Origin of the sequence: Citrobacter sp., assembly GCF_050252275.1 — a bacterium.
In the GTDB taxonomy this organism is placed as follows: domain Bacteria; phylum Pseudomonadota; class Gammaproteobacteria; order Enterobacterales; family Enterobacteriaceae; genus Citrobacter_A; species Citrobacter_A amalonaticus.
In genome coordinates, this window is sequence record NZ_JBFWLF010000123.1 from 1 (window position 1) to 12710 (window position 12710).

Sequence of the window (12710 nt, forward strand, 5' to 3'; positions counted from 1 at the left end):
GGCTGACCTGCGACCCGGTTGCCGGTCAGGTGCAGGTACCGTGCATTGAACGTAATGCAATTGCCTCTGTAAAAGCGATCAATGCCGCACGGATGGCGATGCGTCGTACCAGCGCACCGCGCGTCTCACTGGATAAAGTCATCGAAACGATGTACGAAACCGGTAAGGATATGAACGCCAAATACCGCGAAACCTCACGCGGCGGCCTGGCGATTAAAGTTCAGTGTGACTAAACACCTCAGCAAGCAACACTAATACTTTTTCCTCGCCCATCTGCAACGGATGGGCGAAATTTTGCCCCCTTTCTCGTCTGCTCGCCATTTCCCCACTACACTTGCTCTGTTACGGTTGGCTTTTGTGGCTGACGGTTATCAGGCGGCCCGCATGCAGACAGCACAACGGATCATAAAAAAATATCGTCGTAAACGTTTTATCCTGTGCATACTTTGCGCGCTCATTACGCTCATCCTGACCCTGGGCGTCCGATTTATTTCACAGCGCAATTTAAATCACCATCACACCGTTACCTTTGCCTCCAGGGCGGTCGCCACGCTCGATGAAGTACTGCGTCCGTTGCAGAATGGCCGTGATATCCTGTTACCACTGATTGGCCTTCCCTGCTCCGCTACGCATCTCCCGCTGCGCAAACAGGCTGCCAGACTGCAAACGGTACGCGCAATTGCCCTGGTCCAGCGCGGCATACTGTACTGTTCCAGCGTCTTTGGCTATCGCAATATCCCGGTTCATCAGCTTCAGCCCGACCTTCCCACCGCAAACGCGCAACTGCTGTTGTCCACCGATCCGCTGCTGATTAAAGGCAGCCCGATTCTCGTCCAGTGGTACCCGGCCTCTCCCGACGGAAAGGACGGAATACTGGAGATTATCAATATCGACCTGCTTACCAGGCTGCTGCTGGAACCGCGTAAGCCGCAGATTACCGCTGCCAGCCTGACAGTCGGCAACCGACATTTAATTTACGGGAGCGGCGTAGTACAGCGCCTGCCTGCGCTCAACGATGAGCAACGCTATCAACTCACCTCACAGCACTATCCCTTTACTATTAGCGTGACCGGGCCAGCGGCAGAGGCGCTGGCGCTCAAAGCCCTGCCCGCGCAGTTGCCGCTGGCATTATTGCTCAGTCTGCTGGTGGGCTATCTGGCGTGGCTGGCCACCGCCAGTCGAATGAGTTTTTCCTGGGAGATTAATCTCGCGCTGGCACAGCGCGAATTTGAGCTTTTTTGCCAGCCGCTACTGAACGGGCGGACCGGACAGTGCATGGGGGTGGAGATCCTGCTGCGCTGGAATAATCCACGTCAGGGGTGGATTTCACCGGACGTCTTTATCCCGATTGCCGAAGAGCATCACCAGATCGCACCGCTGACGCGTTATGTGCTAGCGGAAACCATTCGGCAACGTCATTTTTTCCCCATGAGCAGCCAGTTTCATATTGGTATTAATGTCGCTGCCAGCCATTTTCAGCAGGGTGAATTGCTAAAAGATCTCGATCAGTACTGGTTCAGTCAGCAGCCCATTCAGCAACTGGTGATAGAACTGACCGAGCGGGATGCGCTGCAGGATGTTGATTACCGAATCGTTCACGAGTTGCAACGGCAAAACATCAAGCTGGCGATCGATGATTTTGGAACCGGCAACAGTTCGTTGTCATGGCTGGAAAAGTTGCGCCCTGACATTCTGAAAATTGATAAGTCCTTTACCCATGCGATTGGTACTGATGCGGTCAATTCAACGGTGACCGACATCATCATCGCCCTTGGGCAACGACTGAATATCGAACTGGTCGCGGAGGGGGTTGAAACGCAGGAGCAGGCGCAGCATCTGCGTCGCCACGGTGTGGATTTACTGCAGGGATTTTTATTTGCGAAACCGATGCCGCTGCGCGATTTTCCGCAGTGGCTGGCGGGCAGTCACCCGCCACCGCCCAGGCATAACGGACGCATCGCGCCCGTTATGCCCCTGCGTTAGAGAAGATTACTCCTCTTCTTCTTGCGCAGGTTGTTCTTTAACAATTCGCACCAGATCCACGCGGTAGTCATTAGCGTCGACAATGGTAATGCTCAGCGGAGGAACCTCAATCACATCGCCCGTACGGGGAATGTGACCCTTAGCCGCAATCACCAGTCCCGCGACCGTGGCGATGTCTTCGTCTTCATCAACCAGGTTATCCACCGCCAGCGCCTGTTGCAGGGCATGCAGATCGGTACCGCCTTTGACTAACCAGCCTTCGCCGTCAACGGTTATTTCCGGCGTTTCATCAGCATCCGGGAACTCACCGGCAATGGCTTCAAGGACATCCAGCGGCGTAACCAGCCCCTGCACCACGCCAAACTCGTTAGTGACGATAACAAAGCTACCGCGTGCACGACGAAGGACACCCAACAGGTTGATAGGGTCCAGCGTTTCCGGCACCACGATAGCCGGTGTAGCCGACGCAATAGCCGCGACGTCAACGCCCTCTTCCAGCGCCACCAGCAGCTCTTTCGCCCGCACGATACCGATGATCTCATCCAATTCGCCACGACACACCGGGAACAGGCTGTGCGGCGAGGAGAGCAACTGCTCGCGTATCTCATCAACGCTCAGATTAGCATCCACCCAGCTGATTTCACCGCGCGGAGTCATGATGCCGCGCAGCGAGCGCTGTGCCAGCGTCAGCACGCCGTTAATCATATAGCGTTCTTCTTCCGCAAATGCTCCTTCCGGGATCGGAACGGCGGCCTGGCTGTCGGATTCATGCGCTACCGCCGCCTGACGTTTACCCCCCATCAGACGCAGGATCGCGTCAGCCGTGCGCGCACGCAGCGGCAGTGTTGACTGATGGCGAATAAAGTTGCGACGCGCAATCTGGTTAAACACTTCGATAATGATCGAGAAGCCAATTGCGGCGTACAGGTAGCCTTTCGGAATATGGAAACCAAAACCTTCGGCGACCAGGCTCAGACCAATCATCAGCAGGAAGCTCAGACAGAGCACCACCACCGTCGGATGTTGGTTGACGAAACGCGTCAGCGGCTTGGATGCCAACAGCATCACCGCCATCGCGATCACAACCGCCGCCATCATCACAGGCAGATGGTTCACCATACCGACGGCAGTAATCACCGCATCCAGCGAGAATACCGCATCCAGGATAACGATCTGCGTCACGACCACCCAGAAACTGGCATAACCTTTACCATGCCCGGAATCGTGTTCGCGGTTTTCCAGCCGTTCATGAAGTTCCGTCGTGGCTTTAAACAACAGAAAGATACCCCCCAGCAGCATGATCAGATCGCGACCGGAGAAAGTGAAATCCATGACGGTGAACAGCGGTTGGGTCAGAGTGACCATCCACGAAATAATGGACAGCAAGGCCAGACGCATCACGAGCGCCAGGGATAAACCAATCAGACGCGCTTTGTCACGCTGCTTCGGCGGCAGCTTATCCGCAAGAATCGCAATAAAAACCAGGTTATCGATACCCAGGACAATTTCCAGGACGACAAGCGTGAGCAAACCCGCCCAAATCGAGGGGTCCATTAAGAATTCCATGACAAGCTCCTGCTTAAGGAATGGTTAACAGGCGATAAAACACAGTGCAGATAAAACGTGTGGCAAGACATGCCAGACTGGCAGGCGCGATGCGGCCTGAAGGTGAAATGACGTCGGTGACGATCCATACAGCGGGCTAGTGCCCTATACTCCTGGTGAGTTAAACAGAACGTAAACATAACAGAGGCAACCTGTTTTTGGCAAAGATTTACCTTCCTTTGCAAAGTGTTGTAACAGGGATATTTTACTCTACGAAATTTCTCATTGCCGAAAACTAAATTACGGATCTTCATCACATAAAATATTTTTTTCGATATCTAAAATAATTCACGGACATCATATGTTTTTCATTGTAACCCTTATCTGAATCGATTCTGTTGCGGACGGCGATTCAAATACATCTCTCACGTTGATGTGTTAACGATAATAAAGGAGGTAGCAAGTGACCATTGCTATTGTTATAGGCACACATGGTTGGGCTGCAGAGCAGTTACTCAAGACAGCAGAAATGCTGTTAGGCGAGCAGGAAAACGTCGGCTGGATCGATTTCGTGCCCGGCGAAAATGCCGAAACGCTGATTGAAAAGTACAACGCTCAGTTGGCAAAACTCGATACCAGTAACGGCGTGCTGTTTCTCGTCGATACATGGGGAGGCAGTCCGTTCAACGCTGCCAGCCGCATTGTCGTCGACAAAGAACAGTATGAAGTGATTGCCGGGGTGAACATCCCTATGCTGGTCGAAACGCTGATGGCGCGTGACGACAAACCAAGCTTCGATGAACTGGTCGCGCTGGCAGTTGAAACCGGTCGCGAAGGCGTGAAAGCGCTGAAAGCGAAACCGGTGGAAAAAGCCGCCCCTGCCCCCGTCGCAGCGGCCCCCAAAGCCGCGGCTCCGGCAAAACCGATGGGACCGAACGATTACATGCAAATCGGTCTTGCCCGTATTGATGACCGTTTGATCCATGGTCAGGTGGCTACCCGCTGGACCAAAGAAACCAACGTGACCCGCATTATCGTAGTCAGCGATGAAGTGGCGGCAGACACCGTGCGTAAAACGCTGTTGACACAGGTGGCGCCTCCTGGCGTGACCGCTCACGTGGTGGATGTTGCCAAGATGATTCGCGTTTACAACAACCCGAAATACGCGGGCGAACGTGTAATGCTGCTGTTCACCAATCCGACCGATGTTGAACGCATTGTCGAAGGCGGCGTAAAAATCACCTCCGTAAACATTGGCGGCATGGCTTTCCGTCAGGGTAAAACGCAGGTCAACAACGCCATCTCTGTCGATGAGAAAGACATCGAAGCCTTTAACAAACTTAATGCCCGCGGTATTGAGCTTGAGGCGCGTAAAGTGTCAACCGATCAGAAACTGAAAATGATGGATTTGATTGCCAAAGTGGGCAAGTAACCCCTGGCATTGAATGAGCTTTCACACTTAAGGCTGTTATAGCAATAGGAGAAGTACAATGGAGATTACCACTCTTCAGATTGTGCTGGTGTTCATCGTCGCATGTATCGCGGGTATGGAGTCGGTACTCGATGAATTTCAGTTCCACCGCCCACTGGTGGCCTGTACGCTGATTGGTGCCGTTCTCGGGGATATGAAAACCGGTATTATCATCGGTGGTACCCTGGAAATGATCGCCCTTGGCTGGATGAACATCGGTGCTGCCGTTGCACCTGATGCCGCACTGGCGTCCATTATCTCTACCGTTCTGGTTATTGCAGGTCACCAAAGCATCGGTGCCGGTATCGCGCTGGCGATTCCGCTGGCTGCAGCAGGCCAGGTTCTGACGATCATCGTTCGTACTATCACCGTGGCATTCCAGCACGCGGCGGATAAAGCGGCGGAAAACGGTAACCTGACAGCGCTCTCCTGGCTGCATGTCTCTTCCCTGTTCCTGCAGGCGATGCGTATCGCTATCCCGGCGGTTATCGTTGCGATTTCCGTAGGCACCAGCGAAGTTCAGGGCATGCTGAATGCGATTCCGGAAGTGGTGACTGGCGGTCTGAACATCGCCGGTGGCATGATCGTTGTGGTCGGTTACGCGATGGTTATCAACATGATGCGTGCAGGCTACCTGATGCCGTTCTTCTACCTCGGCTTCGTGACTGCGGCATTTACTAACTTCAACCTGGTTGCTCTGGGTGTGATTGGTGCGGTCATGGCCATCCTCTACATCCAACTGAGCCCGAAATATAACCGCGTGGCGGGTGCACCAGCACAGGCTGCGGGTGACAACTCCCTCGATAACGAACTGGACTAGCAGGTGAGCGAAATGGTTGATATGACTAAAACTACCACTGAGAAAAAACTCACACAGAGTGACATTCGTGGCGTGTTCATTCGTTCTAACCTGTTTCAGGGTTCATGGAACTTCGAACGTATGCAGGCGCTGGGTTTCTGCTTCTCCATGGTACCGGCTATCCGTCGCCTGTATCCAGAGAACAACGATGCGCGTAAGCAAGCCATCAAGCGTCACCTGGAATTCTTTAACACCCATCCGTATGTAGCCGCGCCGGTGCTCGGCGTAACGCTGGCGATGGAAGAACAGCGTGCTAACGGCGCAGAAATTGACGATGGTGCCATTAACGGTATCAAAGTCGGTCTGATGGGCCCGTTGGCAGGCGTGGGCGACCCGATTTTCTGGGGTACTGTGCGTCCGGTATTCGCCGCGTTAGGTGCGGGTATCGCGATGAGCGGCAGCCTGCTCGGTCCATTGCTGTTCTTCATTCTGTTCAACGCAGTCCGTCTGCTGACCCGTTACTACGGTGTCGCCTACGGTTATCGCAAAGGTGTCGATATCGTTAAAGATATGGGCGGCGGCTTCCTGCAGAAACTGACTGAGGGGGCGTCAATCCTCGGCCTGTTTGTCATGGGTGCGTTGGTGAACAAGTGGACGCATGTGAACATCCCACTGGTGGTTTCAACTATCACCGGTCAGGATGGGCAGACACGTGTTACCACCGTACAGACCATTCTCGACCAGTTGATGCCGGGTCTGGTTCCGCTGCTGCTGACCTTCGCCTGTATGTGGCTGCTGCGTAAGAAAGTCAACCCGCTGTGGATTATCGTTGGCTTCTTTGTCATCGGTATCGCGGGTTATGCGCTCGGCCTGTTGGGTCTGTAAGACTGTAGTACACTACCGGGGCCTATAAGGCCCCTTTTTTTATCTGGAGGAACAAGGATCAATGACTATCACGGACCTGGTGCTGGTTTTCTTTATTGCCGCGTTACTGGCTTATGCCATTTACGATCAGTTCATCATGCCACGCCGCAATGGCCCGACTTTGCTTGCTATTCCCCTGCTGCGCCGAAGCCGCGTCGACAGCATCATCTTCATTGGCCTCATCGCAATTCTTATCTACAACAATGTCACCAGCCATGGGGCAATCATCACCACCTGGTTATTATGTGCTTTGGCCTTAATGGGGTTTTATATTTTCTGGATCCGGGTCCCTAAGATCCTCTTCAAACAGGATGGATTTTTCTTCGCCAACGTCTGGATAGAATATAACCGCATTAAAGCGATGAATTTATCGGAAGATGGTGTTCTGGTGATGCAATTAGAGCAACGGCGTCTGCTTATTCGTGTACGGAATATCGACGATCTGGAAAAGATATATAAACTTCTCGTTTCCTCTCAGTAAGTTAGAGATATAGCCTGGGCTTTATTTTTCGCAATTTACTTGCAGTTAAAAACATAGCTAAGGCTATAATACGACAGCGCAAATGTTATTTATTTTAACGTTCTATCTACCAATAAACCCAAATGAAAATCGTTTTCAATTAAAGATCAAATAATATTTCTCCGTTGTTGTTTTATATTCTCAAAATATGTTAAGGTTGCGCCGTCATTTGGGGAGTAGCCGATTTCCAGACTCCGGAAATGTACGTGTCAACATACTCGTTGCAAAACGTGGCACGTACGGACTGAAATCTCTTTCAGTCAGGCGAGACCATAGGCACATCAACTGCTATGCATACTGTATGAACCCCGGGTTCAGGTGTGCATGTTTACTGGGGGCAGTGGTGTGTTTTATGGAAACCCCGGTCAGGACGCTGTCATGAATATCACCGCCACTATTATTCTCGCTTTTGGCATGTCGATGGATGCTTTTGCCGCATCAATTGGCAAAGGCGCTACCCTGCATAAACCCAAATTCTCTGAAGCCCTGCGTACCGGTTTAATCTTCGGCGCAGTTGAAACATTAACGCCGCTAATCGGCTGGGCGCTCGGTATGTTAGCCAGCAAATTCGTGCTGGAATGGAATCACTGGATTGCTTTCATCCTGCTGGTCTTTCTGGGCGGACGAATGATTATTGAGGGATTTCGCGGCGCGGATAATGAAGATGATGAACCGCTGCGCCGTCACGGTTTCTGGTTACTGGTCACCACCGCTATCGCCACTAGCCTCGACGCTATGGCGGTCGGCGTGGGTCTGGCGTTCTTACAGGTCAATATTATCGCGACGGCACTGGCTATTGGCTGTGCCACGCTTATCATGTCCACACTGGGAATGATGGTTGGTCGCTTCATTGGCCCGCTGCTTGGCAAACGGGCTGAAATTCTGGGCGGGGTGGTACTGATCGGTATCGGCGTCCAGATCCTCTGGACGCACTTTCACGGTTAATCCGCACGCTGCCAGAGGTGAAGACGAAAATCTGTCTGGCAGTTAAACACTTCTGTACTCGCCAGACGTTCCCAGACCTCCGGCTTTGCCCGCCAGGCAAAAGGCGTCATCTGCAATAGCGCTACCGCTTCCTTTCCGTTCAGGCGCATCGGATACGCCAGTGCGATATCCTCCAGCAGGGTGAACCCTTCCAGTTGCTCAGCATGCGGCGCATGGAGTCGGACCTCATCGTAAATCAACCCTTTCAGCTCCATTAAATGGCGCGGTCCCGGCGTTGCCGTCATCACCCACCCCTGCGGTTTGACCACGCGCGCCAGCTCTTGCGCTTTACACGGCGCGTAAATCCGCACAATGGCGTCCTGGCTTGCATCTGCAAACGGCAAACGATGGCTCGAGGCGACGCAGAATGTCACCTGCGGATATCGTCTGGCCGCCGCTTTAATGGCCACTTTCGCCACGTCCAGTCCATAGGTGGTCGCCGTCGGCAACGCATCGGCAAAGGCATGAGTGTAATACCCTTCCCCACAGCCGATATCAAGAATCGAGGTTGCCGACGCGCCGAGACGCGCGGAAAGCTGCTCAACAATAGCATCACGCAAGGGTTGATAATGTCCGGCATCCAGAAACGCACGCCGTGCCTGCATCATCTCCGCGCTGTCGCCCGGATCGCGTGAACGCTTATGCTGTACCGGCAACAGGTTAACGTATCCCTCTTTTGCCACATCAAACTGATGCCGCTGCGGACAGATAAAACTGTTATTAACGTGCGCAAGGGGCTGGTGACAAAGTGGACAGGAAAACGACATAACAACTCCGGCAGGTAAATTCAGGGCGCAAGTGTAACGCGATTTACGCCCCGGGAGAATCACTTAGCGCGTGGAGTGTGTCGGCGAATTGCTCTGCATCACCAGCAAATGGCTGGAGTCGGCGGGCATCCCATCCGGTTTGACGTTTTCCAGTCGCAGCACATCGCCCATTATCTGGCTGAAAACCGGTGCCGACACCGCGCCACCGTAATAGGCCCCGTTCTGCGGATCGTTGATCACTACCACCAGCGCAAACTTCGGGTTGCTTGCCGGTGCCACTCCTGCGGTGTAAGCCACATATTTATCAACGTATTTACCGTCAGCGCCGATCTTCTTCGCCGTCCCGGTTTTAACCGCCACGCGATAATCCCGGACCGCCGCCTTCGTCCCGCCGCCCCCCGGCAGGGCGACGCTTTCCATCATGTGCTCCACCTGTCTGACCAGCGCTTCCGACATGACGCGCTTGCCGATAACGGGCGGGTCGATGCGCGTGATAGAGAGTGGTCGGTACAGGCCAAAACTGCCAATCGTGGCATAGACGTGCGCCAGTTGCAGCGGCGTCACCATCAGGCCGTAGCCAAAGGCAAAGGTCGCGCGATCCAGATCGCTCCAGTAACGACGTTGCGGCATCACCCCCTGACTCTCACCGGTGAGTCCCAGCCCCGTGGGTTGACCAAAGCCAAAGCGGCGATAGGTATCGACGACACGCTGGACGGGCATCGCTAATGAAAGATGCGAGACCCCGGTGTCACTCGATTTTTGCAAAATGCCGGTCAGCGTCAGTTCCGGATAAAAGCCCACATCGCGAATCCGATGCCCGTCGAGGTAAAACGGATGCGTGTCGATCACGCTATCAGGCTGGACAATCCCTTGCTCAAGCGCCGTCATGATAACCAGCGGTTTCACCGTCGAGCCCGGCTCGAAAGTATCGCTAATCGCACGATTGCGAAAATCATCAAGCACCGCACCATCACGATTGTTGGGGTTAAAATCGGGGAAGCTGGCCATCGCCAGGATCTCGCCAGTGGCAACGTTCACCAGCACGGCGGCACCGGACTCCGCGTTGTTCCAGCTAACCGCATTGTCCAGCGCATCCTCGGTGACGGTCTGCAGCCGCTCATCAATGCTGAGTTGTAGTTCATGCGCTGGCACAGGATTAACTTCCGTGATGTTTTCAATCACGTGACCGAATTTATCTTTGCGGACCAGGCGGGAGCCCGGCTTTCCGATTAACTGTGCGTTAAAACTTTTCTCAACCCCTTCAATGCCCTGCCCGTCGATATTGGTGAAACCAATCAGATTCGCCGCGACATGTCCTGCCGGATAAAAGCGCCGGGACTCTTCGCGCAAATTGATGCCGGGCAGGTTCAGCTTATCGATCCACTGCGCCTGTTGAGGAGAGACCTGACGCGCAAGATAGATAAACCTTGCCGACGGATCGTGGTTAACGCGCGCCGCCAGGTTCGTGAGTGAAAGATGTAGCGTGTTGGCCAGCGCCTGCCAGCGTTCGTTGTCGCCTACGCCTCCTTTGCTCAATAACGTGTGGGGGTCAGCCCACACCGCATTCACCGGTACGCTGACCGCCAATGGTCGCCCCTGCCGATCGGTGATCATTCCACGCGGCGATGCCGTGGTGACTTCACGCAATGAGCGCATATCTTCTTGTTTGACCAGACGGTCGGGTTCGACAATCTGCAACCAGGCGACGCGCCCCAGCAGCAGTCCCAGGCTCAGCAATATGGCGATACAAAGCAGCGCAAAACGCAGCGGTGTGAAACTTCGCACCGTACCATCATTTTTCTTTTTCACCTGTTCTCCGGCAAACATGGTATTCAGGTGACTGATTTAACGGGAATAACGGCGGAAAAGCGGTGAAAACTATGCTAATAACATCACGGCTTTGCAACAAAGCGCTAACGGAGGAGGCATTCAGACATACTTTGAAGGAAGATGAATGAAAAAGCCCCGCATCAGCGAGGCTTTAAATCTGAGGTTGATGCGCAGATGCGCTTCAAATCAGTGGTGTCGATCAGATAGCTGTTACGTTAACAGCAGCCGGACCTTTCTGGCCGTCCTGAATTTCGAACTCAACGTTCTGGCCTTCAGCCAGAGTTTTGAAGCCATTACCCTGGATAGCGGAGAAGTGTACGAACACGTCTTTGCTGCCATCAGCCGGAGTAATAAAGCCAAAACCTTTAGACTCGTTGAACCACTTAACTTGACCTTTAATCTTTGCCATTTGCAAAATTCCTTAGAGTGTTTTCTTCGCCCGCAGGCATAACATAGATAAAACTGAGACATTACTGCTTGAGGCACTAATATAAGGCTCGGCAGAGAAGCGGTATTCAACGACAACGTGTTTACTCAGGACTTCTTTACTGAAAATGCCACACATAAACAGAACTGTACCTCGTTTAACCCAAAACGTGTTATCACATACAACGTTAATTATGGCAAGCCATTTTTAAACGTGTCTCGATCGGTCGCACAAATCTCGCCAGTCGATACAGAGTATCTGCACAGTTATGCGTCAATCCTCAAGCCGATATATTCCCGCGCGCTCGCTGAGCCCTTACCAGACCCGCAGCGCGGCGGGGTCTTTTCAACCATAGCTCAATAATTTCGCGACTTCCAGATCGTTGCGATGTCAAAACGTAGCGATCTGCGGTTATCACAAATTCTGCTTTGTTATGCATAATTTGTTTCAACGCAAAATGACCCGATATCATAATAACGCCACATTTCGCTCCATCTTGATATCTACTGTTCTTATGCACTCATTTAATGAAAGAATGATGACAATGCACAAAAATAGGGAAAGAAACGTTTCGCTTATTATAAAGCCGATCATTCTCACAAAACGGGGAAGATCACATTATTAACGTATGGAAAAATATAATTACGTGTGTGCTGGCAATAACTCGCACAATGACACAAAAAGGAACGGATATAGCGAAGCGGCATGCGACTGCACTAATAGGGTGCAGGATAACAAACCAGGAAGGAAAGACTGGCGAGACGCCAGCCCCTTCGCTTCCTGTTACACGAGGATTAACGTTCTGCGACCAGACGGATGATATCCTCATCCTCTTGCGGGTCATTAGCCTTAGGCGATGCCTCTGCCACTTTTTCCGGCTCGTTCGCTTCACAGAGACGACGCAATAGTGCATTTTGTCGCTTCTGCTGGTCTAACAACGCTTCAAGCAGCTCAATCTGCTCATTGGTTCGCGAGCTCGCACGGTTGATAAAGAACCACAGCACCAGCCCAACAACCAGAACCCCCACGGATACAATCAACGACGCAAAATTAAGCACGCCGGAATTCAGGACTTCGTTCATTTCACCACCTCAATGTAGACGCGCCATTTTACCACCGCGCCACAGGAAGGAAATCAACGGATGAAAAAATGATCTCACCAGGGGATAAATTTATTGATGGCGCAAATTCCGCTGAAAAATTGTACATCCTGGTCACACATGATGTTGAACACCTGGGCCCACAGCAGCAGACACACAAGCACTACCACCACCAGAATTATCCATCGAAACTTTTTCACTCCACTCTCCGCATCAACATCTTATGCCACCAAATTATCATGCGTATCTTAAACCAGGACTAACTACAGCAGACATTCGCGATTTTTTAAGAATCATTTACTTGTATCAATGAGCGTAAGCGCTAAGCTCAATCTAACTTATAGAAGAAAAGAGGTCATA

General features: G+C 52.5%; 15 protein-coding genes. 7 read left to right on the forward strand and 8 right to left on the reverse strand.

The window, feature by feature from the left end; translation table 11 throughout:
* Both AB7E14_RS12105 and AB7E14_RS12110 read left to right on the forward strand, forming a co-directional pair.
* Positions 1 to 233 (forward strand): L-serine ammonia-lyase, iron-sulfur-dependent, subunit alpha (locus AB7E14_RS12105; RefSeq protein ID WP_428169555.1); only part of this gene is annotated, 233 nt, incomplete at its 5' end.
* A gap of 151 nt (positions 234 to 384) precedes the next feature.
* Positions 385 to 1983: an EAL domain-containing protein gene (locus AB7E14_RS12110; protein ID WP_043000409.1), complete on the forward strand. Its 1599-nt coding sequence runs from the start codon at positions 385 to 387 to the stop codon at positions 1981 to 1983.
* Positions 1984 to 1989: 6 nt separating this feature from the next.
* On the opposite strand, the gene yoaE is transcribed toward AB7E14_RS12110, so the two are convergent.
* A complete protein-coding gene (gene yoaE / locus AB7E14_RS12115; protein ID WP_043000408.1) occupies positions 1990 to 3549 on the reverse strand; it encodes a CNNM family cation transport protein YoaE in 1560 nt (519 codons plus the stop codon).
* The gene (locus AB7E14_RS12120) at positions 3537 to 3842 is read right to left on the reverse strand and encodes a protein YoaL (protein WP_394804261.1); all 306 of its coding nucleotides are present in this window, start codon (positions 3840 to 3842) and stop codon (positions 3537 to 3539) included. Before AB7E14_RS12120 ends, yoaE begins: the two co-directional genes overlap by 13 nt.
* A gap of 149 nt (positions 3843 to 3991) precedes the next feature.
* Here AB7E14_RS12120 and manX point away from each other — a divergent pair, with 149 nt between their 5' ends.
* The 5 genes from manX to mntP all read left to right on the forward strand — a co-directional run bounded on the left by manX (position 3992) and on the right by mntP (position 8187).
* Entirely contained in the window at positions 3992 to 4960 is a 969-nt protein-coding gene (gene manX / locus AB7E14_RS12125; RefSeq protein WP_316961744.1) for a PTS mannose transporter subunit IIAB, read from the forward strand.
* A 58-nt stretch (positions 4961 to 5018) separates the two neighbouring features.
* On the forward strand, positions 5019 to 5819 hold the full coding sequence (locus AB7E14_RS12130) for a PTS mannose/fructose/sorbose transporter subunit IIC (protein WP_042318487.1): 801 nt from the start codon (positions 5019 to 5021) through the stop codon (positions 5817 to 5819).
* Between the two features lie 12 nt (positions 5820 to 5831).
* Positions 5832 to 6683, forward strand: coding sequence for a PTS mannose transporter subunit IID (locus AB7E14_RS12135; RefSeq protein ID WP_043000405.1), 852 nt, complete (start codon positions 5832 to 5834; stop codon positions 6681 to 6683).
* 61 nt (positions 6684 to 6744) lie between these two features.
* The gene (locus AB7E14_RS12140; protein WP_043000404.1) at positions 6745 to 7203 is read left to right on the forward strand and encodes a DUF986 family protein; all 459 of its coding nucleotides are present in this window, start codon (positions 6745 to 6747) and stop codon (positions 7201 to 7203) included.
* 417 nt (positions 7204 to 7620) lie between these two features.
* Positions 7621 to 8187: a manganese efflux pump MntP gene (gene mntP, locus AB7E14_RS12145; RefSeq protein WP_043001909.1), complete on the forward strand. Its 567-nt coding sequence runs from the start codon at positions 7621 to 7623 to the stop codon at positions 8185 to 8187.
* Here the strand turns inward: mntP and rlmA are convergent.
* From rlmA to mgrB, 6 genes are all read right to left on the reverse strand, one after another.
* Entirely contained in the window at positions 8184 to 8993 is an 810-nt protein-coding gene (gene rlmA / locus AB7E14_RS12150) for a 23S rRNA (guanine(745)-N(1))-methyltransferase (protein WP_316961745.1), read from the reverse strand. The two genes, mntP and rlmA, sit on opposite strands and share 4 nt — an antisense overlap.
* Before the next feature lie 63 nt (positions 8994 to 9056).
* Complete coding sequence (gene ftsI / locus AB7E14_RS12155; protein WP_316961746.1) at positions 9057 to 10802, reverse strand: peptidoglycan glycosyltransferase FtsI; 1746 nt, start codon at positions 10800 to 10802, stop codon at positions 9057 to 9059.
* A 220-nt stretch (positions 10803 to 11022) separates the two neighbouring features.
* Complete coding sequence (gene cspE, locus AB7E14_RS12160; RefSeq protein ID WP_001062678.1) at positions 11023 to 11232, reverse strand: transcription antiterminator/RNA stability regulator CspE; 210 nt, start codon at positions 11230 to 11232, stop codon at positions 11023 to 11025.
* A 12-nt stretch (positions 11233 to 11244) separates the two neighbouring features.
* A complete protein-coding gene (locus tag AB7E14_RS12165; protein WP_043000402.1) occupies positions 11245 to 11388 on the reverse strand; it encodes a DUF2627 domain-containing protein in 144 nt (47 codons plus the stop codon).
* Positions 11389 to 12044: 656 nt separating this feature from the next.
* The gene (locus tag AB7E14_RS12170) at positions 12045 to 12332 is read right to left on the reverse strand and encodes a YebO family protein (RefSeq protein WP_043000401.1); all 288 of its coding nucleotides are present in this window, start codon (positions 12330 to 12332) and stop codon (positions 12045 to 12047) included.
* 74 nt (positions 12333 to 12406) lie between these two features.
* Positions 12407 to 12550: a PhoP/PhoQ regulator MgrB gene (mgrB, locus tag AB7E14_RS12175; RefSeq protein ID WP_042318479.1), complete on the reverse strand. Its 144-nt coding sequence runs from the start codon at positions 12548 to 12550 to the stop codon at positions 12407 to 12409.
* Positions 12551 to 12710 lie beyond the last annotated feature (160 nt).

Bases quoted from the DNA above. Each gene is read 5' to 3' on its own strand.
- AB7E14_RS12135 (WP_043000405.1), top strand. From the start codon at position 5,832: ATGGTTGATATGACTAAAACTACCACTGAGAAAAAACTCACACAGAGT.
- cspE (WP_001062678.1), bottom strand. From the start codon at position 11,232: ATGGCAAAGATTAAAGGTCAAGTTAAGTGGTTCAACGAGTCTAAAGGT.
- AB7E14_RS12170 (WP_043000401.1), bottom strand. From the start codon at position 12,332: ATGAACGAAGTCCTGAATTCCGGCGTGCTTAATTTTGCGTCGTTGATT.
- yoaE (WP_043000408.1), bottom strand. From the start codon at position 3,549: ATGGAATTCTTAATGGACCCCTCGATTTGGGCGGGTTTGCTCACGCTT.
- AB7E14_RS12120 (WP_394804261.1), bottom strand. From the start codon at position 3,842: ATGAAGATCCGTAATTTAGTTTTCGGCAATGAGAAATTTCGTAGAGTA.
- mntP (WP_043001909.1), top strand. From the start codon at position 7,621: ATGAATATCACCGCCACTATTATTCTCGCTTTTGGCATGTCGATGGAT.
- rlmA (WP_316961745.1), bottom strand. From the start codon at position 8,993: ATGTCGTTTTCCTGTCCACTTTGTCACCAGCCCCTTGCGCACGTTAAT.
- AB7E14_RS12110 (WP_043000409.1), top strand. From the start codon at position 385: ATGCAGACAGCACAACGGATCATAAAAAAATATCGTCGTAAACGTTTT.
- AB7E14_RS12130 (WP_042318487.1), top strand. From the start codon at position 5,019: ATGGAGATTACCACTCTTCAGATTGTGCTGGTGTTCATCGTCGCATGT.
- AB7E14_RS12165 (WP_043000402.1), bottom strand. From the start codon at position 11,388: ATGTGTGGCATTTTCAGTAAAGAAGTCCTGAGTAAACACGTTGTCGTT.
- AB7E14_RS12140 (WP_043000404.1), top strand. From the start codon at position 6,745: ATGACTATCACGGACCTGGTGCTGGTTTTCTTTATTGCCGCGTTACTG.